At 52.8% G+C, this 19530-nt stretch carries 24 protein-coding genes; 17 read left to right on the forward strand and 7 right to left on the reverse strand.

From position 1 onward, the window contains the following. Positions 1-52: 52 nt before the first annotated feature. Positions 53-373, reverse strand: coding sequence for a flagellar hook-basal body complex protein FliE (gene fliE / locus ABIB59_RS02035; protein WP_041851824.1), 321 nt, complete (start codon positions 371-373; stop codon positions 53-55). A gap of 227 nt (positions 374-600) precedes the next feature. On the opposite strand from fliE, the gene fliF reads away from it, so the two are divergent. From fliF to rcsA, 14 genes are all read left to right on the forward strand, one after another. Continuing rightward, positions 601-2304 carry a flagellar basal-body MS-ring/collar protein FliF gene (fliF, locus tag ABIB59_RS02040; protein ID WP_108701033.1) on the forward strand — a complete coding sequence of 568 codons (1704 nt, stop codon included), beginning with the start codon at positions 601-603 and terminating at the stop codon, positions 2302-2304. Then, positions 2294-3301 carry a flagellar motor switch protein FliG gene (gene fliG / locus ABIB59_RS02045; protein ID WP_041851826.1) on the forward strand — a complete coding sequence of 336 codons (1008 nt, stop codon included), beginning with the start codon at positions 2294-2296 and terminating at the stop codon, positions 3299-3301. Before fliF ends, fliG begins: the two co-directional genes overlap by 11 nt. Then, positions 3294-3998 carry a flagellar assembly protein FliH gene (fliH, locus tag ABIB59_RS02050; protein ID WP_041851827.1) on the forward strand — a complete coding sequence of 235 codons (705 nt, stop codon included), beginning with the start codon at positions 3294-3296 and terminating at the stop codon, positions 3996-3998. The genes fliG and fliH overlap by 8 nt, the downstream gene beginning before the upstream one ends. Further along, positions 3998-5368 (forward strand): flagellar protein export ATPase FliI, encoded by a 1371-nt coding sequence (gene fliI / locus ABIB59_RS02055; RefSeq protein ID WP_041851828.1) that lies wholly within the window; start codon positions 3998-4000, stop codon positions 5366-5368. The genes fliH and fliI overlap by 1 nt, the downstream gene beginning before the upstream one ends. A 21-nt stretch (positions 5369-5389) precedes the next feature. After that, positions 5390-5833 (forward strand): flagellar export protein FliJ, encoded by a 444-nt coding sequence (gene fliJ, locus ABIB59_RS02060; RefSeq protein ID WP_041851829.1) that lies wholly within the window; start codon positions 5390-5392, stop codon positions 5831-5833. Continuing rightward, positions 5830-7119 carry a flagellar hook length control protein FliK gene (gene fliK / locus ABIB59_RS02065; protein WP_354033834.1) on the forward strand — a complete coding sequence of 430 codons (1290 nt, stop codon included), beginning with the start codon at positions 5830-5832 and terminating at the stop codon, positions 7117-7119. Before fliJ ends, fliK begins: the two co-directional genes overlap by 4 nt. A gap of 104 nt (positions 7120-7223) precedes the next feature. Next, positions 7224-7703 (forward strand): flagellar basal body-associated protein FliL, encoded by a 480-nt coding sequence (fliL, locus tag ABIB59_RS02070; RefSeq protein ID WP_041851831.1) that lies wholly within the window; start codon positions 7224-7226, stop codon positions 7701-7703. A gap of 4 nt (positions 7704-7707) precedes the next feature. Then, positions 7708-8712, forward strand: coding sequence for a flagellar motor switch protein FliM (gene fliM, locus ABIB59_RS02075; RefSeq protein WP_041851832.1), 1005 nt, complete (start codon positions 7708-7710; stop codon positions 8710-8712). Continuing rightward, positions 8709-9122, forward strand: a complete 414-nt coding sequence (fliN, locus tag ABIB59_RS02080; protein ID WP_041851833.1) for a flagellar motor switch protein FliN — start codon at positions 8709-8711, stop codon at positions 9120-9122. Before fliM ends, fliN begins: the two co-directional genes overlap by 4 nt. Positions 9123-9131: 9 nt before the next feature. Then, positions 9132-9506, forward strand: a complete 375-nt coding sequence (gene fliO, locus ABIB59_RS02085; RefSeq protein ID WP_041851834.1) for a flagellar biosynthetic protein FliO — start codon at positions 9132-9134, stop codon at positions 9504-9506. Beyond that, complete coding sequence (fliP, locus tag ABIB59_RS02090) at positions 9506-10243, forward strand: flagellar type III secretion system pore protein FliP (RefSeq protein WP_041851835.1); 738 nt, start codon at positions 9506-9508, stop codon at positions 10241-10243. Before fliO ends, fliP begins: the two co-directional genes overlap by 1 nt. 9 nt (positions 10244-10252) lie before the next feature. Next, complete coding sequence (gene fliQ / locus ABIB59_RS02095; RefSeq protein ID WP_041851836.1) at positions 10253-10522, forward strand: flagellar biosynthesis protein FliQ; 270 nt, start codon at positions 10253-10255, stop codon at positions 10520-10522. Positions 10523-10529: 7 nt separating this feature from the next. Then, positions 10530-11315: a flagellar biosynthetic protein FliR gene (fliR, locus tag ABIB59_RS02100; protein ID WP_041851837.1), complete on the forward strand. Its 786-nt coding sequence runs from the start codon at positions 10530-10532 to the stop codon at positions 11313-11315. A 281-nt stretch (positions 11316-11596) separates the two neighbouring features. Next, entirely contained in the window at positions 11597-12220 is a 624-nt protein-coding gene (gene rcsA, locus ABIB59_RS02105) for a transcriptional regulator RcsA (RefSeq protein ID WP_041851838.1), read from the forward strand. A gap of 39 nt (positions 12221-12259) precedes the next feature. On the opposite strand, the gene dsrB is transcribed toward rcsA, so the two are convergent. Continuing rightward, positions 12260-12448 carry a protein DsrB gene (gene dsrB, locus ABIB59_RS02110; protein WP_041851839.1) on the reverse strand — a complete coding sequence of 63 codons (189 nt, stop codon included), beginning with the start codon at positions 12446-12448 and terminating at the stop codon, positions 12260-12262. A gap of 128 nt (positions 12449-12576) precedes the next feature. Between dsrB and yodD the strand changes: the two genes are divergently transcribed. Further along, a complete protein-coding gene (yodD, locus tag ABIB59_RS02115) occupies positions 12577-12807 on the forward strand; it encodes a YodD family peroxide/acid resistance protein (protein ID WP_041851840.1) in 231 nt (76 codons plus the stop codon). Positions 12808-13095: 288 nt separating this feature from the next. Continuing rightward, positions 13096-13935, forward strand: a complete 840-nt coding sequence (locus ABIB59_RS02120) for a mannosyl-3-phosphoglycerate phosphatase-related protein (RefSeq protein ID WP_354033839.1) — start codon at positions 13096-13098, stop codon at positions 13933-13935. On the opposite strand, the gene dgcQ is transcribed toward ABIB59_RS02120, so the two are convergent. The 3 genes from dgcQ to ABIB59_RS02135 all read right to left on the reverse strand — a co-directional run bounded on the left by dgcQ (position 13890) and on the right by ABIB59_RS02135 (position 16877). Next, positions 13890-15602, reverse strand: coding sequence for a cellulose biosynthesis regulator diguanylate cyclase DgcQ (dgcQ, locus tag ABIB59_RS02125; protein ID WP_354033841.1), 1713 nt, complete (start codon positions 15600-15602; stop codon positions 13890-13892). The genes ABIB59_RS02120 and dgcQ overlap by 46 nt on opposite strands. 101 nt (positions 15603-15703) lie before the next feature. After that, positions 15704-15886 (reverse strand): YodC family protein, encoded by a 183-nt coding sequence (locus ABIB59_RS02130; RefSeq protein ID WP_041851843.1) that lies wholly within the window; start codon positions 15884-15886, stop codon positions 15704-15706. Between the two features lie 79 nt (positions 15887-15965). After that, the gene (locus ABIB59_RS02135; RefSeq protein ID WP_071196370.1) at positions 15966-16877 is read right to left on the reverse strand and encodes a DUF808 domain-containing protein; all 912 of its coding nucleotides are present in this window, start codon (positions 16875-16877) and stop codon (positions 15966-15968) included. A gap of 192 nt (positions 16878-17069) precedes the next feature. Between ABIB59_RS02135 and yedA the strand changes: the two genes are divergently transcribed. Then, on the forward strand, positions 17070-17981 hold the full coding sequence (gene yedA / locus ABIB59_RS02140; RefSeq protein WP_071196369.1) for a drug/metabolite exporter YedA: 912 nt from the start codon (positions 17070-17072) through the stop codon (positions 17979-17981). Between the two features lie 3 nt (positions 17982-17984). On the opposite strand, the gene ABIB59_RS02145 is transcribed toward yedA, so the two are convergent. Then, positions 17985-18449 (reverse strand): very short patch repair endonuclease, encoded by a 465-nt coding sequence (locus ABIB59_RS02145; protein ID WP_110294407.1) that lies wholly within the window; start codon positions 18447-18449, stop codon positions 17985-17987. A gap of 18 nt (positions 18450-18467) precedes the next feature. Next, positions 18468-19169 carry a phosphohydrolase gene (locus ABIB59_RS02150; protein ID WP_317085800.1) on the reverse strand — a complete coding sequence of 234 codons (702 nt, stop codon included), beginning with the start codon at positions 19167-19169 and terminating at the stop codon, positions 18468-18470. Between the last annotated feature and the right edge of the window lie 361 nt (positions 19170-19530).

The following is a 19530-nucleotide window of genomic DNA, read 5'->3' on the forward strand; positions in this document are numbered from 1 at the left end:
AGAGGTTTGATAAAAAAAGTGACTGCCCCGCACGGGGCAGTCATCAAACACACTAAACCTGCATATTCATGATGTCCTGATAGGCCGTCACAAGTTTGTTACGTACCTGGACACCCATCTGCAGGGAAATGGATGATTTCTGTAGGTCGGTCATTACGTCATTCAACGCCACGCCCGGTTCACCAAGGGTGAATTTTTCAGCCTGTGTACGCGCTGCAGTCTGCGTATCGCTGATTCGGTCCAGCGCGGCATGCAATTGCCCGGCAAAACTCACCGTCTGAACGCTGTCAGCGTTATTAACGCTTTGATTTTTCGCCAGACTAGCCGTTGCCTGCAGTTGGCTGACAACGCTTTCTATACCCTGAATTGCCATGGATTATCCCCGGATGGTTTGATACGCGGATAAGGTTACCAGTTCGTCAATAAGATAATGGCGGTAAATAACGATAAAAAACCAGGTTATTTGAGGCATAGAAAATTCTGAATCATCAAATAATGGCATAGCCATATTAATGGACAAATGTCGAGTTTGCCGATCCGGGAGTCTGTTTTGTTTCACTACTCAAATAACAACATCCACCCTGAGTTACGAGGTGCGCAATGAGTGCGACTGCAACTTCTGCACCACAGAATAAATCTCTGGAGTGGCTCAACCGCTTACGCGCGAACCCCAAGATCCCATTAATGGTGGCGGCGGCTGCAGCCGTTGCTATCGTCGTCGCCATGGTACTGTGGGCAAAAAGCCCGGACTACCGCACGCTTTACAGCAACCTCTCCGATCAGGACGGCGGGGCCATCGTTACCCAGTTAACCCAAATGAACATTCCCTACCGTTTCTCTGAGAACGGTGGGGCTATTGAAGTTCCGGCAGATAAAGTCCATGAACTGCGTCTGCGCCTCGCGCAACAGGGTCTGCCGAAAGGCGGCGCTGTCGGTTTCGAATTACTGGACCAGGAAAAATTCGGCATCAGCCAGTTCAGCGAGCAGGTTAACTACCAGCGTGCGCTGGAAGGCGAACTGGCTCGTACCATTGAAACACTGGGTCCGGTGAAAACCGCACGCGTCCATCTCGCGATGCCGAAACCGTCTTTGTTCGTGCGTGAACAAAAATCACCGTCTGCCTCGATCACAGTCAACCTGGCGCCGGGTCGCGCCATGGACGATGGTCAAATCACGGCGATTGTTCACCTGGTTTCCAGCGCCGTCGCCGGCCTGCCGCCGGGTAACGTGACCGTGGTTGATCAGAGCGGTCGTCTGTTAACCCAGTCTAATACCGCCGGTCGTGACCTGAACGATGCACAGTTGAAATACGCCGCAGACGTTGAGGGCCGGGTACAGCGTCGTATTGAGTCCATCCTCGCGCCAATCGTGGGTAACGGTAACGTCCACGCTCAGGTAACCGCGCAGATTGATTTTGCGAATAAAGAACAGACCGAAGAGCAATACCAGCCAAACGGCGACGCCTCTCAGGCGGTACTGCGTTCTCGCCAGACCAACGAAAGCGAGCAGATTGGTGGAAGTTATCCGGGCGGCGTACCAGGTGCGCTGTCTAATCAGCCTGCCCCGGCTAATGCTGCACCGATCACCACACCGCCTGCAAACCAACAAAATGGCCAGCAGAACGGACAGCAAAATCAGAATGGTCAGCAGGCGGCCTCTTCTGCCACCAGCAACGCGGTGCCGCGCAACACCACCCGTAACGAAACGGCAAACTACGAAGTCGATCGCACCATTCGTCATACCAAGATGAATGTCGGCGATATTGAGCGTCTCTCTGTTGCCGTCGTGGTGAACTATCGCACCCTGGCGGATGGCAAGACCGAAGCGCTGAGCGCAGACCAGCTTAAACAAATTGAAGACCTGACCCGCGAAGCCATGGGCTACACCGAAAAACGTGGCGATACCCTGAACGTGGTGAACTCACCGTTCAACGCAACCGACGATGTAGGTGGTCAGCTTCCGTTCTGGCAACAGCAGAGCTTCATCGATCAGATGTTGAATGCAGGTCGCTGGCTACTGGTGCTTATTGTCGCCTGGCTGCTGTGGCGTAAAGCGGTTCGCCCGCAACTGGTTCGCCGTCAGGAAGAGGCGAAAGCGGTACAGGAAGCGCAGCGTGCCCGTGCTGAAATTGAAGAATCCGTGGAAGTTCGTCTGAGCAAAGACGAGCAACTCCAGCAGCGTCGTAATAACCAGCGTCTGAGTGCCGAGGTGATGAGCCAACGCATTCGTGAAATGTCAGACAACGATCCGCGCGTTGTGGCGCTGGTCATTCGCCAGTGGATGAGTACTGAAAATGAGCAATAATGCAACCGGCCTTAACGGTACCGATAAAAGCGTCATTCTGCTAATGACCATTGGAGAAGACCGCGCAGCGGAAGTGTTCAAGCATCTGTCCCAGCGGGAAGTGCAGCACCTTAGTACTGCGATGGCCAGCATGCGTCAGTTTTCAAATAAGCAATTGGTGGAAGTGCTGCAGGAATTTGAAGCCGAAGCAGAGCAATTTGCGGCGCTGAACATCAACGCCAACGACTACCTGCGTACGGTACTGGTGAAAGCGCTTGGCGAAGAGCGTGCTGCCAGCCTGCTGGAGGATATTCTCGAAACCCGCGATACCACCAGCGGTATCGAAACGCTCAACTTTATGGAACCGCAGAGTGCCGCCGACCTTATTCGCGACGAGCACCCGCAGATTATCGCCACCATACTCGTCCACCTCAAACGTGGTCAGGCTGCCGATATTCTTGCCCTGTTTGATGAGCGTCTGCGCCATGACGTGATGCTGCGTATCGCCACGTTCGGCGGCGTACAGCCAGCCGCACTGGCGGAACTGACCGAGGTACTCAACAACCTGCTCGACGGCCAGAACCTCAAACGCAGCAAAATGGGCGGCGTGAGAACGGCGGCGGAGATCATCAACCTGATGAAAACGCAGCAGGAAGAAGCGGTTATTACTGCGGTTCGCGAATTCGACGGCGAGCTGGCACAAAAAATTATCGACGAGATGTTCCTGTTCGAAAACCTCGTGGATGTGGACGACCGCAGTATCCAGCGCCTGCTGCAGGAAGTGGATTCCGAATCCCTGCTTATCGCGCTCAAAGGCTCCGAAGCGCCGTTGCGCGACAAGTTCCTGCGCAACATGTCTCAGCGTGCGGCGGATATCCTGCGCGACGACCTTGCCAACCGTGGCCCGGTCCGTCTGTCTCAGGTGGAAAACGAGCAGAAAGCCATCCTGCTTATTGTTCGTCGTCTGGCCGAAACCGGCGAGATGGTAATTGGCAGCGGCGAGGATACCTATGTCTAATGAATTGCCGTGGAAGATCTGGACTCCAGAAGATCTCGCTCTACCGGTACCTGAGTTTATCGCGGCACTGTCCACAAGCGATGAGCCGCGCGTAGAAGTTGAAGACGAGCAATCTGCTGAGCAAAAGCGTCAACAGCAGTTGGCGCAGATACAAATGCAGGCGCATGAAGCAGGCTATAATGCAGGTCTGGCGGAAGGCAGACAAAAAGGCCACGAGCAAGGCTACCAGGAAGGCCTCTCTCAGGGCTACGAAAATGGTATGAACCAGGCACGCCAGCAGCAGGCACCTATCCATGCCCGTATGCAACAACTGGTTAGCGAATTTCAGTACACCCTGGATGCGCTGGACAGCGTTATTGCCTCCCGTCTGATGCAGATGGCGCTTGAAGCCGCGCGTCAGGTGATTGGCCAGGCCGCCTGCGTGGACAATGGCGCATTGATTAAACAAATTCAGATGCTGCTGCAACAGGAACCCCTGTTCAGCGGTAAACCGCAACTGCGCGTGCATCCGGATGATTTGCAGCGCGTAGAAGAGATGCTTGGCGCAACGCTCAGCCTGCACGGCTGGCGGCTGCGCGGTGACCCGACCCTGCACCCCGGTGGCTGTAAAGTCTCTGCGGATGAGGGCGATCTCGACGCCAGCGTGGCAACGCGCTGGCAGGAACTGTGCCGTCTTGCGGCACCGGGAGTCGTCTGATGACTGCACGTCTGACCCGATGGCTGACTTCGCTCGACAATTTCGAAGCCCGAATGGCACAACTGCCCTCCGTGCGTCGTTATGGTCGTTTGACTCGCGCTACCGGTCTGGTGCTGGAAGCGACGGGTCTGCAACTGCCGCTGGGTGCGACCTGCGTTATTGAACGTCAGGAAAACGGCGAAACCCGTGAAGTTGAAAGCGAAGTTGTCGGTTTTAACGGGCAGCGCCTGTTCCTGATGCCGCTCGAAGAAGTGGAAGGCATCCTGCCTGGCGCACGCGTGTATGCGAAAAGTATTCTTGGCGATGGTTTGCAAAGCAGCAAACAGTTGCCACTGGGCCCTGCCCTCCTCGGCCGTGTGCTGGACGGCGGCGGCAAACCACTTGATGGCATGCCCGCACCGGATACTGGTGAAACGGGCGCGCTGATCACCCAACCGTTTAACCCGCTGCAACGTACCGCTATCGAGCATGTACTCGATACCGGCGTGCGTGCCATCAACGCCCTGCTAACGGTTGGCCGCGGCCAGCGTATGGGGCTGTTTGCCGGTTCCGGCGTGGGTAAAAGCGTCTTGTTAGGCATGATGGCCCGCTATACCCAGGCTGACGTTATCGTGGTCGGTCTTATCGGTGAGCGTGGTCGTGAAGTTAAAGATTTTATCGAGAATATCCTCGGCGCCGATGGCCGCGCACGTTCGGTTGTGATCGCCGCGCCTGCGGATGTCTCGCCGTTATTACGTATGCAGGGTGCTGCCTACGCCACCCGCATTGCGGAAGATTTTCGCGATCGCGGTCAGCACGTGTTGCTGATTATGGATTCCCTGACGCGTTATGCGATGGCCCAGCGTGAAATCGCGCTGGCTATCGGCGAGCCGCCAGCCACCAAAGGTTATCCGCCTTCCGTCTTTGCCAAACTACCGGCACTGGTGGAACGCGCAGGCAACGGTATTAGCGGCGGTGGTTCTATTACCGCATTTTATACCGTCCTGACCGAAGGGGATGACCAGCAGGATCCTATTGCCGACTCCGCGCGCGCCATCCTGGATGGACACATCGTACTGTCTCGCCGACTGGCAGAGGCGGGGCACTACCCTGCCATCGACATCGAAGCATCTATCAGTCGTGCGATGACGGCCCTGATTACGGAAAAGCATTACGCCAGAGTAAGAAATTTCAAACAGTTGTTGTCGAGCTTCCAGCGTAACCGCGATTTGGTGAGCGTTGGCGCCTATGCGCGAGGCAGCGACCCGATGCTGGATAAAGCTATCGCATTGTGGCCGCAGCTTGAGGCTTTTTTACAACAAGGCATTTTCGAACGTGCCGGGTGGGAAGATTCAATACAAGCCCTTGAACTCATTTTCCCGAACGCATAACGCAGTGGGAGAGCGACGACTATGACGCAAAATAGCGCATTAACGACGCTAAAGGATTTGGCAGAGAAAGAAGTTGACGACGCAGCCCTGAGATTGGGTGAAATGCGCCGCGGTTGCCAGCAAGCGGAAGAACAGCTAAAGATGCTGATGGATTATCAGCATGAATACCGCAACAACCTGAATAACGATATGAGCCAGGGCATCGGAGCCCAGCGCTGGCAAAACTATCAGCAGTTTATTCAAACGCTGGAGAAGGCCATCGAGCAGCATCGACAACAACTGATGCAGTGGAATGAAAAGGTTGATACCGCACTGAATTGCTGGCGAGAGAAAAAGCAACGACTGCAGGCATGGCAAACTTTGCAGGAAAGACAAAACGCGGCCGCACTACAGGCGGAAAACCGCCTCGATCAAAAGAAAATGGATGAATTTGCACAACGCGCATCCCAGAGGAAACATGAATGATCAACTTGCAGAAATTGCTTACGACAGATGTGGATGCAACCTCCGGTGTGCAAACGGGTGTCGGTAAAACCAGCGGCGATACGGCGCAAGATTTTCTGGCCCTGCTGGCAGGCGCCCTTGGCGGAAAAACGCTAACCGGTACCGACGCAGAGGGTAAGACAACCTTAACCCTTGCTGACCTGCAAGCCGCCAGCGGTAAATCACTGAAAAATCTGCGCGCATTGTCTTCTGACGATGCGCAGAGCCCTGCCCAGAAACTGGCAGATTTACTGGCGCGTCAGACGGCGAAAACCGATACCGATACACTGACCACCGACAGTAAAACCCAGGTACAAACGCTGTTATCTGGCCTGACGCCGGAAACCAAAAGCAGTGTTCTTGCTGCGCTCGGAAAAACGAACACCGCCACTGACACCGCCATTAAATCAGCCACTGACGATGACAGCAGTGATTTAAACGAAGAAGAGCTGGCGGGGCTTAGCGCTTTGATGGCTATGCTGCCGCATCAGCAAACCGCACAACTGGCGCCGACGAAATCCACCGCCGATGTTTCTACCGCAGCCAACAGCGCACTGGGTGCGACAAAACGTAGCGGTGTTGATCTGGCGAGCCTCGCAGCCAATGCACAAAAAGGCGATAACGCCAATACCGCGCTGCATGTGACCACCCCTTCTGCCGGTGATGATACCGCGCAGCAGCAGGCAGGCATTTTTGGTAGCGCACTGGCGCCCGCCGCGAAGCAAGATGCGGATAACGCCACCATGACCATCAACACAACCGCCAGTATCGCACCGGTTATCAGTAATGCGTCATCAGCACAAGCCAGCGCGCCGATCTCTTCTGCGGTTCTGAGCGCACCGCTAGGCAGCAGCGAATGGCAACAGACGCTCAGCCAGCATGTCACTATGTTTACCCGCCAGGGTCAGCAAAGCGCTGAGTTGCATCTGCATCCGGAAGATCTTGGCCAGGTACAGATCTCCCTGAAACTCGATGACAATCTGGCGCAAATTCAGATGGTGTCACCGCACAGCCACGTCCGTCAGGCGCTGGAAGCGGCGCTGCCTACGCTCAGGACATCGCTGGCTGAAAACGGCATCCAGTTGGGGCAAAGCAGCATCAGCAGCGAAAGTTTTGCCGGGCAGCAACAGTCTTTTTCTCAGCAGCAGCAGTCTTCACGTACCGGTGGCGGCAGCAATCTGGCGGCTGAAGAGGATGAGCCGCTGATCGTGCCTGCAAGCCTGCAATCGGCGGCGCGTGGTAATAGTGCGGTCGATATCTTTGCCTAAACGCCAGAGGTAGCATGATTATCTCCGTCTTTTCCGCGCTTTGACGCGGACAGGACACGGGATAATCAGACTATGAGCAGTACCTAACAGGAAGCACGTATCAGATGACTGACACCGCTATCAACAAAAAAAAACGTAAGCGTAAAATCTGGATCCCGCTATTGGTGTTAATCACCCTCGCTGCATGCGCGACTGCTGGCTATAGTTACTGGCGTATGCAACAGCATCCGTCTACGGAAGCGAAAGCGGAGGCAGAAGCCCCGCCACCGCCGCCGGCGCCTGTATTTTTCGCACTCGATACCTTTACGGTCAACCTGGGCGATGCGGATCGTGTGCTGTACATCGGCATCACGCTGCGTCTGAAAGATGACGCCACGCGTGCCAGACTGAGCGAATATTTACCAGAAGTGCGTAGCCGTTTGCTGTTGCTGTTCTCACGTCAGGATGCCACAAAGCTCGCCACTGACGATGGTAAGCAACAACTGGCTACAGCGATTAAAGAAGCAATCGCAACACCGTTAGTGGCAGGGCAACCGAAACAAGAAGTCACTGACGTTCTTTATACAGCTTTCATTCTGCGGTAAAGACATGGGCGATAGCATTCTTTCTCAGGCCGAAATCGACGCGCTGCTCAATGGAGACAGCGATACGAGCGATGCTCCGAAGCCAGGTGCAAGTGGCGATAGCGATATTCGTCCCTATGACCCGAATACCCAGCGCCGCGTTGTACGTGAACGTCTGCAGGCGCTGGAGATTATTAATGAACGTTTCGCGCGCCAGTTCCGTATGGGGTTGTTTAACCTGTTGCGTCGTAGCCCGGATATTACCGTCGGCGCGATCCGCATTCAGCCCTATCACGAGTTTGCGCGTAACTTACCGGTTCCGACCAACCTTAACCTTATCCACCTTAAGCCACTGCGCGGCACGGGATTATTTGTCTTCTCCCCAAGCCTTGTGTTTATTGCCGTAGATAACTTATTTGGTGGTGATGGACGTTTCCCGACGAAGGTAGAAGGCCGCGAATTTACGCACACTGAACAGCGTGTCATTAACCGCATGTTGAAGCTGGCGCTTGAGGGCTACAGCGATGCATGGAAAGCTATCCATCCGCTGGACGTTGAGTATGTCCGTTCGGAGATGCAGGTTAAGTTCACCAATATTACGACCTCACCTAACGATATCGTGGTGAATACGCCATTCCATGTGGAAATTGGCAACCTGACCGGTGAGTTTAATATTTGTTTGCCGTTCAGCATGATAGAGCCGCTGCGTGAAGTGCTGGTCAACCCGCCGCTGGAGAACTCCCGCTCGGAAGATCAGAACTGGCGAGATAACCTGGTGCGCCAGGTTCAGCACTCCGAGCTGGAACTGATTGCTAACTTTGCTGATATTTCGCTGCGGCTGTCGCAGATACTTAAACTTAAGCCCGGCGATGTTCTGCCGATCGATAAACCCGATCGCATCATTGCGCATGTGGACGGAGTGCCTGTACTCACCAGCCAGTATGGCACGCTAAATGGTCAGTACGCCCTGCGTGTCGAGCATCTGATTAACCCGATTTTGAATTCGCTGAATGAGGAACAGCCCAAATGAGTGATATGAACAATCCGTCCGATGAAAACAGTAGCGCAATGGACGATCTGTGGGCTGACGCGTTGAACGAACAAAAAACCACGACCAGCAAAAGTGCAGCCGACGCTGTCTTCCAACAACTGGGCGGCGGTGATGTCAGTGGTAGCCTGCAGGATATCGATCTGATTATGGATATCCCGGTCAAACTGACCGTAGAGCTGGGCCGTACGCGCATGACCATTAAAGAGCTGCTGCGTCTGACGCAGGGTTCTGTGGTTGCCCTTGATGGCCTGGCCGGTGAGCCGCTGGATATCCTGATCAACGGTTACCTTATTGCGCAAGGCGAAGTTGTGGTCGTTGCGGATAAATACGGCGTCCGTATTACCGATATCATTACCCCATCTGAGCGCATGCGTCGCCTGAGCCGCTGAGGCCAATGAATGAAAACCCAGGCCACGGTTAGCCAGCCGTCAAATGTACCGGGTTCGCCACTGCTGCAAGTCAGTGGCGCACTGGTGTTGATTCTGGCGATAATTTTTATTGTCGCCTGGCTTGCGAAGCGTCTGGGATTCGCCGGGAAATCTGCGGGTAGCCGCGGTCTAAAAGTCAGCGCCAGCACCTCTGTAGGGCCACGTGAGCGCGTGGTCATTGTGGACGTGGAAGATGCACGTCTGGTGCTGGGCGTTACCCCTTCGCAGATTAATTTACTGCACACGCTTCCTCCGGCACCCGCCGAAAATGAAGAAATGAAAGAGAAGACCCCGGACTTTCAGTCCGTGATGAAGAATTTGCTTAAGCGTTCCGGGAGAACCTGATGCGCCGTTTGTTACCTTTCGCGCTGGCCGGATTATGGCTGGCTGCCCCTGCCGCATTTGCTCAACTCCCGGGTCTGGTGAGTCAACCGCTGGCTAACGGCGGACAAAGCTGGTCTCTGCCGGTGCAGACGCTGGTCTTTATCACGTCGCTGACCTTCCTGCCTGCCGTACTGCTGATGATGACCAGCTTCACCCGTATCATCATCGTGTTTGGTCTGCTGCGTAATGCCCTGGGTACGCCTTCCGCGCCGCCGAACCAGGTTATGCTGGGGCTGGCGTTGTTTTTAACCTTTTTTATTATGTCGCCGGTCATCGATAAGATTTACGCCGACGCCTATCAGCCTTTTAGCGAAAACAAGATATCCGTCGATGTGGCGCTGGAGCGCGGTGCGCAACCGCTGCGTGAGTTTATGCTGCGCCAGACGCGCGAAGCCGACCTCGCCCTCTTCGCCCGCCTGGCCAATAGCCCGCCAATTCAGGGGCCGGAAGCCGTCTCCATGCGCATCCTGCTGCCAGCTTATGTGACCAGCGAACTCAAAACCGCCTTCCAGATTGGTTTTACGATATTTATTCCGTTTTTGATTATCGATCTGGTGATCGCCAGCGTCCTGATGGCGCTGGGGATGATGATGGTGCCACCTGCCACTATTGCCCTGCCGTTCAAGCTAATGCTGTTCGTGCTGGTGGATGGCTGGCAGTTACTGGTCGGTTCGCTGGCACAGAGTTTCTACAGTTAGGAGTGAAAGATGACACCTGAATCGGTCATGATGATTGGCACCGAGGCGATGAAAGTTGCCCTCGCGCTTGCCGCTCCGTTACTCCTGGTAGCCCTGGTAACGGGTCTGATTATCAGCATCTTGCAGGCCGCCACGCAGATTAACGAAATGACGCTCTCGTTCATTCCCAAAATCATTGCGGTATTTGTGACTATCATCATTGCCGGGCCGTGGATGCTCAATCTGCTGCTGGATTATATGCGCACGTTATACAGTAACCTGCCTTATATGATTGGATAAGCCCCGCATGTTTCATGTCACCAGCGATCAATGGCTTCAATGGCTCAGCATGTATTTCTGGCCCTTGTTGCGCATTATGGCGCTGATCATGACGGCCCCTATCCTGAGTGAGCGCTCAATCCCCCGGCGCGTAAAAATGGGGCTGGGGCTGGTGATTACCTTTATCGTCGCCCCGACTCTTCCGCCAGTCGACGCGTCGATGTTTTCCTCTAATGGCTTATGGCTGGCGATACAACAGCTTCTGATAGGCATCGCGCTTGGTTTTACAATGCAGTTTGCCTTCGCGACGATTCGTTATGCCGGAGAACTGATTGGCTTACAGATGGGCCTGTCGTTCGCGACCTTTGTCGATCCTACCAGCCACCTCAACATGCCTGTCCTTGCCCGGTTTATGGACATGCTGGCGATGCTGCTGTTTTTAGTGCTCAATGGCCATCTATGGCTGATTTCAATGCTGGTAGACACCTTTCATACGCTGCCAATAGGCGCAGACCCGGTAAACAGCGACGCGTTTATGGCCATTACCCGCTCCGCGAGTATGATTTTCGTCAATGGCGTTATGCTGGCATTACCCATCATTACCCTGCTGCTGACCATTAACCTGGCGATGGGTTTATTGAACCGTATGTCTCCACAATTCTCCCTTTTTGTTATTGGTTTCCCGATAACATTGACGGTGGGTATTTTGCTGATGGTCGCTATGATGCCGTTAATCGCGCCCTATACCGAACGTGTATTTGGTGAGGTTTTCAATCTATTAGCCGATATAGTCGGTGAACTGCCGAAGAAATAACAACCCACACTTTTTATATAGCCTTCCTAAGGAAATTCCTAAAATCAATTCAGGAAATCACCCCCTACGATATACCTGGCGCGGGTTAATTGTTTTTAAGGTTCTCACAGAACACAACATTTACTTTACTTTGAGATGATTCCTGGCAAATTATACGTAACTTTACGGGATAGTGGTTTCGCCTGAGGTCGTCCTGCTCATTGTTTATTACTTTTTTGCCTGGTGGTTCGGGGACCTCTGGCGAGGGTGAATTATCGTTACGCATTGAGTGAGGGTATGCCATGTCAACGATTATTATGGATTTATGCAGTTATACCCGGTTGGGACTAACGGGGTATCTGGCAAGCCGGGGGGTAAAGAAACGAGAAATCAACGACGTAACAACGGTTGATGAACTCGAATCGGCATGTGTGGCGTTACAACCCACGGTGGTGTTTATTAATGAGGACTGCTTCATTCACGATCCTGTAAGCAGTCAGCATATAAAAGAAATCATTACTCAACACCCCCGGACGTTATTTATTGTATTTATGGCAATAGCTAATATTCACTTCGATGAATATTTGTTAGTTCGCAAGAATTTATTGATCAGTTCCAAGTCAATAAAGCCTGAGTCCCTAGACGATATTTTGGCTGACTATCTTAGTAAAGAGAAAAAAAGTATTGGGCACATTAATTTACCCACGCTATCACTGAGCCGGACGGAATCCAGCATGCTTAAAATGTGGATGTCGGGGCAGGATACCATCCAAATATCCGATCAGATGAATATTAAAGCGAAAACAGTATCATCACATAAAGGTAATATAAAAAGGAAAATCAAAACGCATAATAAGCAAGTGATCTATCATGTCGTGCGTCTGACCGACAATGTGACCAGCGGTATCTTTGTGAATATGCGATAAAAATTGAGGGATCACCCTCCGGAACGGAGGGCGAAAAAACTAATCAAGCAATTCAACAAAAACCCCGTCCGGATGACCTTTTTCATTAAAGAACCAGATACCGAGCGGGTAATCATCAAGTGACACCAGGTACATCGTACCTTCATTGAATTCTTCAATAGCCAGCACAACACCCGGACGGCGCGGACCACCGTCCGTCTTGACCGTAACCCGATCGTTTACCTTCATATTCACCCTCCTGTTTCATTTGTGCCAGTGTAGAACAATTCTCAATAACTAGCAGCGCCCGGGCGTTTGGCTGGCTATTTTTTCTACCGACTATACTTACCCGTGGGCCTGACGATGAGGTGAAACGGATGAGTACAGTTAAAGAGTACAGCGACACCGCAAAGCGGGACGTCAATGTCGACGTTGATGCCCTGCTGGCTGCAATAAACGAGATTTGTGAGAGCGAAATCCATCGTGTTGATGACGGCGAGGGTCAGCGCGTTAGCGTCGATGGGCGGGATTACCATACCTGGCGTGAACTGGCGGAGGCGTTCGAGCTTGATATTCACGACTTTAGCGTGACAGAAGTGAATCGCTAGAAAGAAAAAATCCCGGTCATGGGGTGACCGGGATAAAGCTTGCTCTCGCAAGAAGCACTTGAAAATTCGTTACACCAGGGAATCTGATGTAACTGGCACCATATCCTCAAACTTATTGCATGACAAGGTAATATTTCTTTGCTGAATAATTTAGATGCGTAATATTTTCATCGCGGGCATATCCCTAACCCCCGCACCATGCCGCTTACCTGCTTTTGTTGCGAACTTTTCGCTAAGTGGCCTTACGAATAAATGAGATTTGTCTTACCTGACTGCAAGGAGCAGACCATGCCAACACTTGACGACCCACTGCTGGTGTTTTCCGATGTTGACGGCACACTCCAGGATAGCCACACCGGCGACTGGCAGCCCGCGGCTGAGTGGCTTGCCCGCCTGCGTGAACATCGTATCCCCCTGATCCTCTGTAGCAGTAAAACTGCCGCCGAAATGCTTGCCGTGCAACGCATGGTGGGTCTGGAAGGGCTGCCCTTTATCGCCGAAAACGGTGCTGTCACTCAGCTTGATGAACGCTGGCAGGATCACGAAAACTATCCGCGTATCATTACCGGCTCCTCCCACGAGGAGATTGCTAAAGTACTCATCGAGTTGCGCAGCCGTAATGGCTATAAGTTCACGACCTTTAGCGAAATGGATGAACATGTCCTGGCCGATGTCACCGGTCTTACCCCGGCACAAGCCTCGCTGGCCCGCTTACAGGAAGCGTCTGAGACCTTAATCTGGCGGGATAGCGATGAACACATGCAGGCTTTCGACGCCGAACTGGCCCAGCTCGGCTTACGTTTTGTGCAGGGGGCGCGGTTCTGGCATGTCCTTGATGAGCGTAGCGGGAAAGATCAGGCCGTAAACTGGTTACTGCGCCAGTATCGCCATTACGATGGGGGCAGCCACGTCACTATAGGATTGGGCGATGGTCCTAACGATGCCCCTCTGTTGGACACCGTCAATTTCGCGATTGTGGTAAAAGGGCTGAACCGTCAGGGGATCCATTTACAACATGATACGCCAGAGCGGGTATATCACTGCGCCCTTGAAGGCGCAGCGGGGTGGCGTGAAGGCATGGATTATGTGTTGGGTAACGGTGTCACGCCGTCTTCGGCGCAAACCTGATTACGGCCGTTATTTTTTGCGTGATACAACCGGCTGTCGGCAACAGACTGGAGATACTCGAAATCATAGTTGCCGCTTTCCAGGGCGCTACTCACGCCGAGTGAAGCGGTAACGCGAATGGTTTTGCTCTTTTGCACAAAAATTTCTTTGCTACTGATACGCTGGCGGATTTTTTCAGCAATGGCGGTTGCATCCGCAAGCGTTGCCCCCGGGAGCAAGACGCAAAACTCTTCGCCCCCGACGCGCCCGGCCACATCCTGTTCGCGAATCGATTTACCAATCAAGCCCGCGGCATACGACAAGACCAAATCTCCCGCCTGATGACCGAACCGATCGTTAACCCGCTTGAAATGGTCGAGGTCGATTTGAATCACCGAGAGCGGGAGATTTTGCGCCGCACACTCAGTTGTCAGCACCTGGGCGCGTTCAAACAACGCGCCGCGATTATTTAGCCGCGTCAATGGGTCATACCAGGCCTGCCATTGCAAGGTATGCTGGAGCTGGAACATATTGCTGACCATCCGGCGGATCACTCCCCAGGAGAGCAGCAGCATGGTGGTAAACAGCAGCCACAATAAAGCCAGGGCGATACTGATACTTCCAAAATCACCGCGCAGTCCCTCATGCAAGGTCTGGATACGCAGCACACTGCCTTCGAAATGTTTCAGTTTTACCCAGCTTACAAACCGCGTCCCCAAACGAAGACCGCCTGCTGTATCTCTGGCCATCTCCCGTTGCAGTTGCGCATGTTCATCAGAGGAAAATTGCTGGCTCGTCGTTCCGGCGTCTGCGGTAGTGGTTAGCAACGTAAACTGCGCATCATAGAGCTGGTATTCTCCTTTATCCTGACTCTGTCGTGCTTCGGTCAGCAATGCCTTCATTGACGACACGGGAAAACTCATTGATAGCACGCCATACCAGTAGTTTTGAAAATCCAACGGTACACTGGCGGTCACCAGCGAATCGGCAATATTCGGTGTGTGTGCTTCGTCGCTAAACCAGCGTACCCCGCGCAGTTTGTTTTCGCGCTCACTTTGCCCACTAAACCAGGGGCTGGTCAGATGCTGGTAGTACTGCTGTACGATTTCATTGTTGTTCCCGACAGGCAGAGTGGAGATAAAAAACCCCGCCCGGGAGACATAAAGCGCGCGGCGCGGAAACATCGAGGCACTGGAAGAAAAACGGAACAGATAACCAAGCTCCATCGCTGCGGTCAGCTCATTGTGCAACAACGGGTTGTCACGGCTTAGCAAGGCGCTTTGGTCAACAAAATAGTCCGACACGCCATATAACGGTAACGTTCGACGGTTATCCAACCCTATTTGCCAGTAAGGAAGTATCCGCTGCTTTTCGAACTCCGCCTGGATGTTACGCAAAACATCGAAAGCCAGCGGAGTTTGTACCGCAGACTGCATACCATTGCGGAAAAAGAGCAGACGATCGATACCCACCTGCATCTGCCTGTCCAGCACATTGGTAACGTTATCCAGCGCGTTTCGCTGACTAACGACATAGGCGCCCTTCATCACAATAACTTCACGCCACGTAAGTACCGTAGAACAGACCAGTACAATAACAAAACAGAGATTCACGACCCGGCTGGGTACAAACCAGGTTTTGACAAACGCAAGTCGCGGAGGACTTTTTACGACTTTTTCCTGCCCCACAAAGACTCCCTGAATAAACGCAACGCGGAAGCGTTATGCGATCGCCAATGGCAAAAAACTGTAAGAAGAAAAACGCCCGGACATGCCGGGCGTTTTAATGGCTATGCCTCTTCGCAAAGCTTTTGTCCTTCACCGGGAACCAATTCATCTTCCCGAAAGGCTTCACGTTTCACGACGTGACCGTCATACCAGCGGCACTCGACCATTCCACTGGAATAACCGGTGACAATCATGCGTGGCCCACCATTTTTTGCTTTTACTTCATCACTGACCAAAAAGACCATCTTTGCCTCCTGTATCAGGGTGAAACGATTTCACCTTAGACGAAGTTTCAACCTTTTGCGTAGTGGCAAAATCGAGAATTCAGGCATGGGTACCACGCAGCCGTGCAATAAGTTTCACCGCCGACAGTACTATCGCACCGATGATAAAACCCAGGACCAGATTAGCCAGCACAGGGAGCAACGCCGCAACGATGCTATTACTGCCTTGCGCCATATGTTCAATGGCGTGGTGTAACGGCGCGATACCATGCACCACAATGCCACCGCCGACCAGGAACATGGCCAGCGTCCCGACGACTGACAATATTTTCATCAGCCATGGCGCAATAAATAACAAGCTTTTACCCAGCGCCTGCGCCAGAGCAGCCCGTTTTTCTGCCAGCCAGTAACCCATATCATCCAGCTTGACGATAATGCCCACCAGGCCATACACCCCAATCGTGACCAGTACCGCAATTCCGGACAGAATCAGCACCTGATTTAACAGCGGCGCTTCGGCTACAATGCCCAGAGTGATGGCGACAATTTCCGCCGATAGAATAAAATCGGTGCGGATTGCGCCTTTCACTTTATCACGTTCAAATTCGCGCGGATCTTGTGCGGCCATCGCGTTCAACCGCTGCTCGCGCGCTTCCGGCGTTTCTTTATGCTTACGGGCCTCAAAGGTGTGCAAGACTTTTTCGACACCTTCAAAGCACAGAAATGCCCCGCCAATCATTAATAACGGCGTAACAGCCCAGGGTATAAAGGCGCTTATCAACAGCGCCAGCGGCACCAGAATTACTTTATTGAGCAGTGACCCTTTCGCCACGCTCCAGACGACAGGTAATTCGCGGTTTGCGCGTACGCCCGTAACCTGCTGGGCATTGAGGGAGAGATCGTCTCCCAGTACGCCTGCTGTCTTTTTCGCCGCCAGTTTACCCATCACCGAAATATCATCCAGCAATGTGGCTATGTCATCGAGTAGAGTTAATAAGCTACTGCCTGCCAAAATGGTCTTCCTTATTGATTGTCTGTGATTTTTTACCGATTGATTCTCTTAGTATGATGTAAAAAGGCGGCAGCGAAAATCCTCCAGAGCAATACAACAAAAATTTAACAGATAAAATACAATTAACCGCTCGCCAGGGCGATAGTTTTGGCGTTTACTATATGCTTCCTTTTTATTTTGCTGTGAGGGAGTATGCGTTTCAGGCAGCTTTTACCGCTTATTAGTGCACTTTTCGCGCTGTATATTATTTGGGGTTCCACGTACTTTGTAATTCGCATCGGTGTTGAAAGTTGGCCACCGTTTATGATGGCTGGCGTACGCTTCCTTTCTGCCGGCATTTTGTTAATGGCGTTCCTGCTCATTACCGGTCATAAACTTCCCGCTTTACGTCCCCTGCTTAATGCGGCACTGATTGGCGTGTTACTGCTGGCCGTTGGTAACGGTTTTGTTACCGTTGCAGAACATCAGAACGTCCCTTCCGGCATCGCTGCCGTCGTTGTAGCGACCGTTCCGCTCTTTACACTCTGCTTTAGCCACTTTTTTGGTATCCAGACCCGCAAATTGGAATGGATGGGTATTGCTATTGGTCTGGCAGGTATCATCCTGCTGAATAGCGGCGGCAACCTGAGCGGTAACCCATGGGGCGCGCTGATGATCCTCATCGGCTCGTTAAGTTGGGCATTCGGTTCCGTCTATGGCTCCCGCATTGAATTACCCACCGGTATGATGGCTGGGGCAATCGAAATGCTGGCGGCAGGCATCGTACTGTTGGTCACCTCGGTTCTCAGCGGCGAGCGGATGACTACATTACCAACGGTGCAGGGCTTTATGGCTGTCGGTTATCTGGCGATTTTCGGTTCAGTGATTGCCATCAATGCCTATATGTATCTGATACGCAATGTCAGCCCCGCTATCGCCACCAGCTATGCCTACGTTAACCCGGTTGTGGCCGTTTTGCTGGGTACCGGTTTTGGCGGCGAACATCTTTCCAGCATCGAGTGGCTCGCGCTCGGGATTATTATTATGGCTGTCGTACTGGTGACGCTGGGGAAATATCTCTTCCCTGCCCGTCCTGTCGTGACCCCTTGTGAAGCGGAAAAGTAGCGTTCATTGATGAATGCCACGTGTGTCGATCTGCGCGGTGTCGCCGCCCCCGCAGATCCACTCTTCAAGCCGCTCCCCCAGCGCATCGTCCGTTAATTTAAGCCGCCCGCGTAACGCACACTCCCAGACAATTAAGACCCGCCACCCCTGTTCATACAATAGTGCGTTATCACGCTTATCACGCACGACATTTTTGCCGATTTTTTCCAGCCAGAATTCAGTTCGCGTCGCGGGGACTTTAAATAAATGGCAGTCGTGGTGATGCCAGAAACAGCCATGGGTAAAAATGACGGCGCGATACTCATCCAGCACAAAATCAGGGCGCCCCGGTAACGCCGCATCCTGGACACGATACGTCAGGCCCAGTGTTTCCAGCAGCGAAGCAAGCCTTTTTTCAATTGCTGTGTCACGGGTGGCAATGGCACGCATGTTTTTGCTGCGCGTCGCCTTATCGTGGACATCTGCCATTCGCTCCCCCTCACGCAATCAGTCTGGTTGGTGATGACCAAAACGATGTAAGACATCTCTGTCCAGCCCGTGATAATCACCCTGCAATTCGGCGCTGATTTTCGCCATAAACTGGACCAGATAATCGGCATTATGCTGCGCCAACGCCCTCCCCTTTTCCGTCTGCATGGTGGCAGGCAACGTCAGCAGCTTGGTCTGAAAATGGTCAAGCGCATAACGTTTATCATTGAGCTCGCGCTCGTCGGCAAAGGGATCGTTGCTATCAAATAGCGCCACCCCCAGCGAACCGGCTACCGCAAAAACGCGCGCCAGCCCAATCGCCCCCAGGGCTTCAAGCCTGTCGGCATCCTGGACAATTTTCGCTTCCGGCGTTTGTGGCACAATCCCGGCGCTATAGCTGTGCGCCTCAATAGCGTGGCGTACCGCAGGGTAGCGCTCTTCCGGGAAGAGTGGAAAATCTTCGCGCAGGATCGCTGTCGTTTTTTCCGCCGCCATGCGTGACGCTACTGACCGCTGCGGATCATTTTTTGCCAGGCTCACAATATCGTGAAAGTAGCAGGCCGTCAGAATCACCAGCCCATCCACCTCCTGGCCCGCCATAAGGGACTGTGCGGTACGCCAGACCCGGCGAAAATGGGCGACATCATGGGCGGCGTCCGCCTGGGTATAATGTTGCGCGACCCACGCGTCAAAGCGTTGTTGCCATTCAGTTAAGGTCATTGTCACTCCTTCCAGGGAAAGCCGTAACCATAGCACTATTTTATTTCATTGCTTAGGCGTCCTTCCTTTATGGTCGGGGTAGACCCTGCCATGCCCTCAACAGAAGCCCCGTTGCACTATCATCGCCACTGCAACAACACATATCATTTCACAAAAAATGCGAAATCATCGTATTACACTGGCTGAGCAATCAGTTCAAAAAACTTTATGCCGTTGCAAATACCAACTCCGTCCTATATTTATATTGAAAATTTGCTTTTTTTGCAGCTTTTTTGCTCACTTCAATTCATTTTAAAAATAATTAATCATCCTCTAATGCAACGTACGCAATAAAATCCATCTTTAAAGGCCAGTTTATTCA

It is taken from the genome of Citrobacter sp. UYEF32, from assembly GCF_040546205.1.
Classification (GTDB): domain Bacteria; phylum Pseudomonadota; class Gammaproteobacteria; order Enterobacterales; family Enterobacteriaceae; genus Phytobacter; species Phytobacter diazotrophicus.

Coding starts and splice junctions, on each gene's coding strand:
- fliE (WP_041851824.1), bottom strand. CDS start 373: ATGGCAATTCAGGGTATAGAAAGCGTTGTCAGCCAACTGCAGGCAACG.
- fliF (WP_108701033.1), top strand. CDS start 601: ATGAGTGCGACTGCAACTTCTGCACCACAGAATAAATCTCTGGAGTGG.
- fliG (WP_041851826.1), top strand. CDS start 2,294: ATGAGCAATAATGCAACCGGCCTTAACGGTACCGATAAAAGCGTCATT.
- fliH (WP_041851827.1), top strand. CDS start 3,294: ATGTCTAATGAATTGCCGTGGAAGATCTGGACTCCAGAAGATCTCGCT.
- fliI (WP_041851828.1), top strand. CDS start 3,998: ATGACTGCACGTCTGACCCGATGGCTGACTTCGCTCGACAATTTCGAA.
- fliJ (WP_041851829.1), top strand. CDS start 5,390: ATGACGCAAAATAGCGCATTAACGACGCTAAAGGATTTGGCAGAGAAA.
- fliK (WP_354033834.1), top strand. CDS start 5,830: ATGATCAACTTGCAGAAATTGCTTACGACAGATGTGGATGCAACCTCC.
- fliL (WP_041851831.1), top strand. CDS start 7,224: ATGACTGACACCGCTATCAACAAAAAAAAACGTAAGCGTAAAATCTGG.
- fliM (WP_041851832.1), top strand. CDS start 7,708: ATGGGCGATAGCATTCTTTCTCAGGCCGAAATCGACGCGCTGCTCAAT.
- fliN (WP_041851833.1), top strand. CDS start 8,709: ATGAGTGATATGAACAATCCGTCCGATGAAAACAGTAGCGCAATGGAC.
- fliO (WP_041851834.1), top strand. CDS start 9,132: ATGAAAACCCAGGCCACGGTTAGCCAGCCGTCAAATGTACCGGGTTCG.
- fliP (WP_041851835.1), top strand. CDS start 9,506: ATGCGCCGTTTGTTACCTTTCGCGCTGGCCGGATTATGGCTGGCTGCC.
- fliQ (WP_041851836.1), top strand. CDS start 10,253: ATGACACCTGAATCGGTCATGATGATTGGCACCGAGGCGATGAAAGTT.
- fliR (WP_041851837.1), top strand. CDS start 10,530: ATGTTTCATGTCACCAGCGATCAATGGCTTCAATGGCTCAGCATGTAT.
- rcsA (WP_041851838.1), top strand. CDS start 11,597: ATGTCAACGATTATTATGGATTTATGCAGTTATACCCGGTTGGGACTA.
- dsrB (WP_041851839.1), bottom strand. CDS start 12,448: ATGAAGGTAAACGATCGGGTTACGGTCAAGACGGACGGTGGTCCGCGC.
- yodD (WP_041851840.1), top strand. CDS start 12,577: ATGAGTACAGTTAAAGAGTACAGCGACACCGCAAAGCGGGACGTCAAT.
- ABIB59_RS02120 (WP_354033839.1), top strand. CDS start 13,096: ATGCCAACACTTGACGACCCACTGCTGGTGTTTTCCGATGTTGACGGC.
- ABIB59_RS02130 (WP_041851843.1), bottom strand. CDS start 15,886: ATGGTCTTTTTGGTCAGTGATGAAGTAAAAGCAAAAAATGGTGGGCCA.
- yedA (WP_071196369.1), top strand. CDS start 17,070: ATGCGTTTCAGGCAGCTTTTACCGCTTATTAGTGCACTTTTCGCGCTG.
- ABIB59_RS02145 (WP_110294407.1), bottom strand. CDS start 18,449: ATGGCAGATGTCCACGATAAGGCGACGCGCAGCAAAAACATGCGTGCC.
- ABIB59_RS02150 (WP_317085800.1), bottom strand. CDS start 19,169: ATGACCTTAACTGAATGGCAACAACGCTTTGACGCGTGGGTCGCGCAA.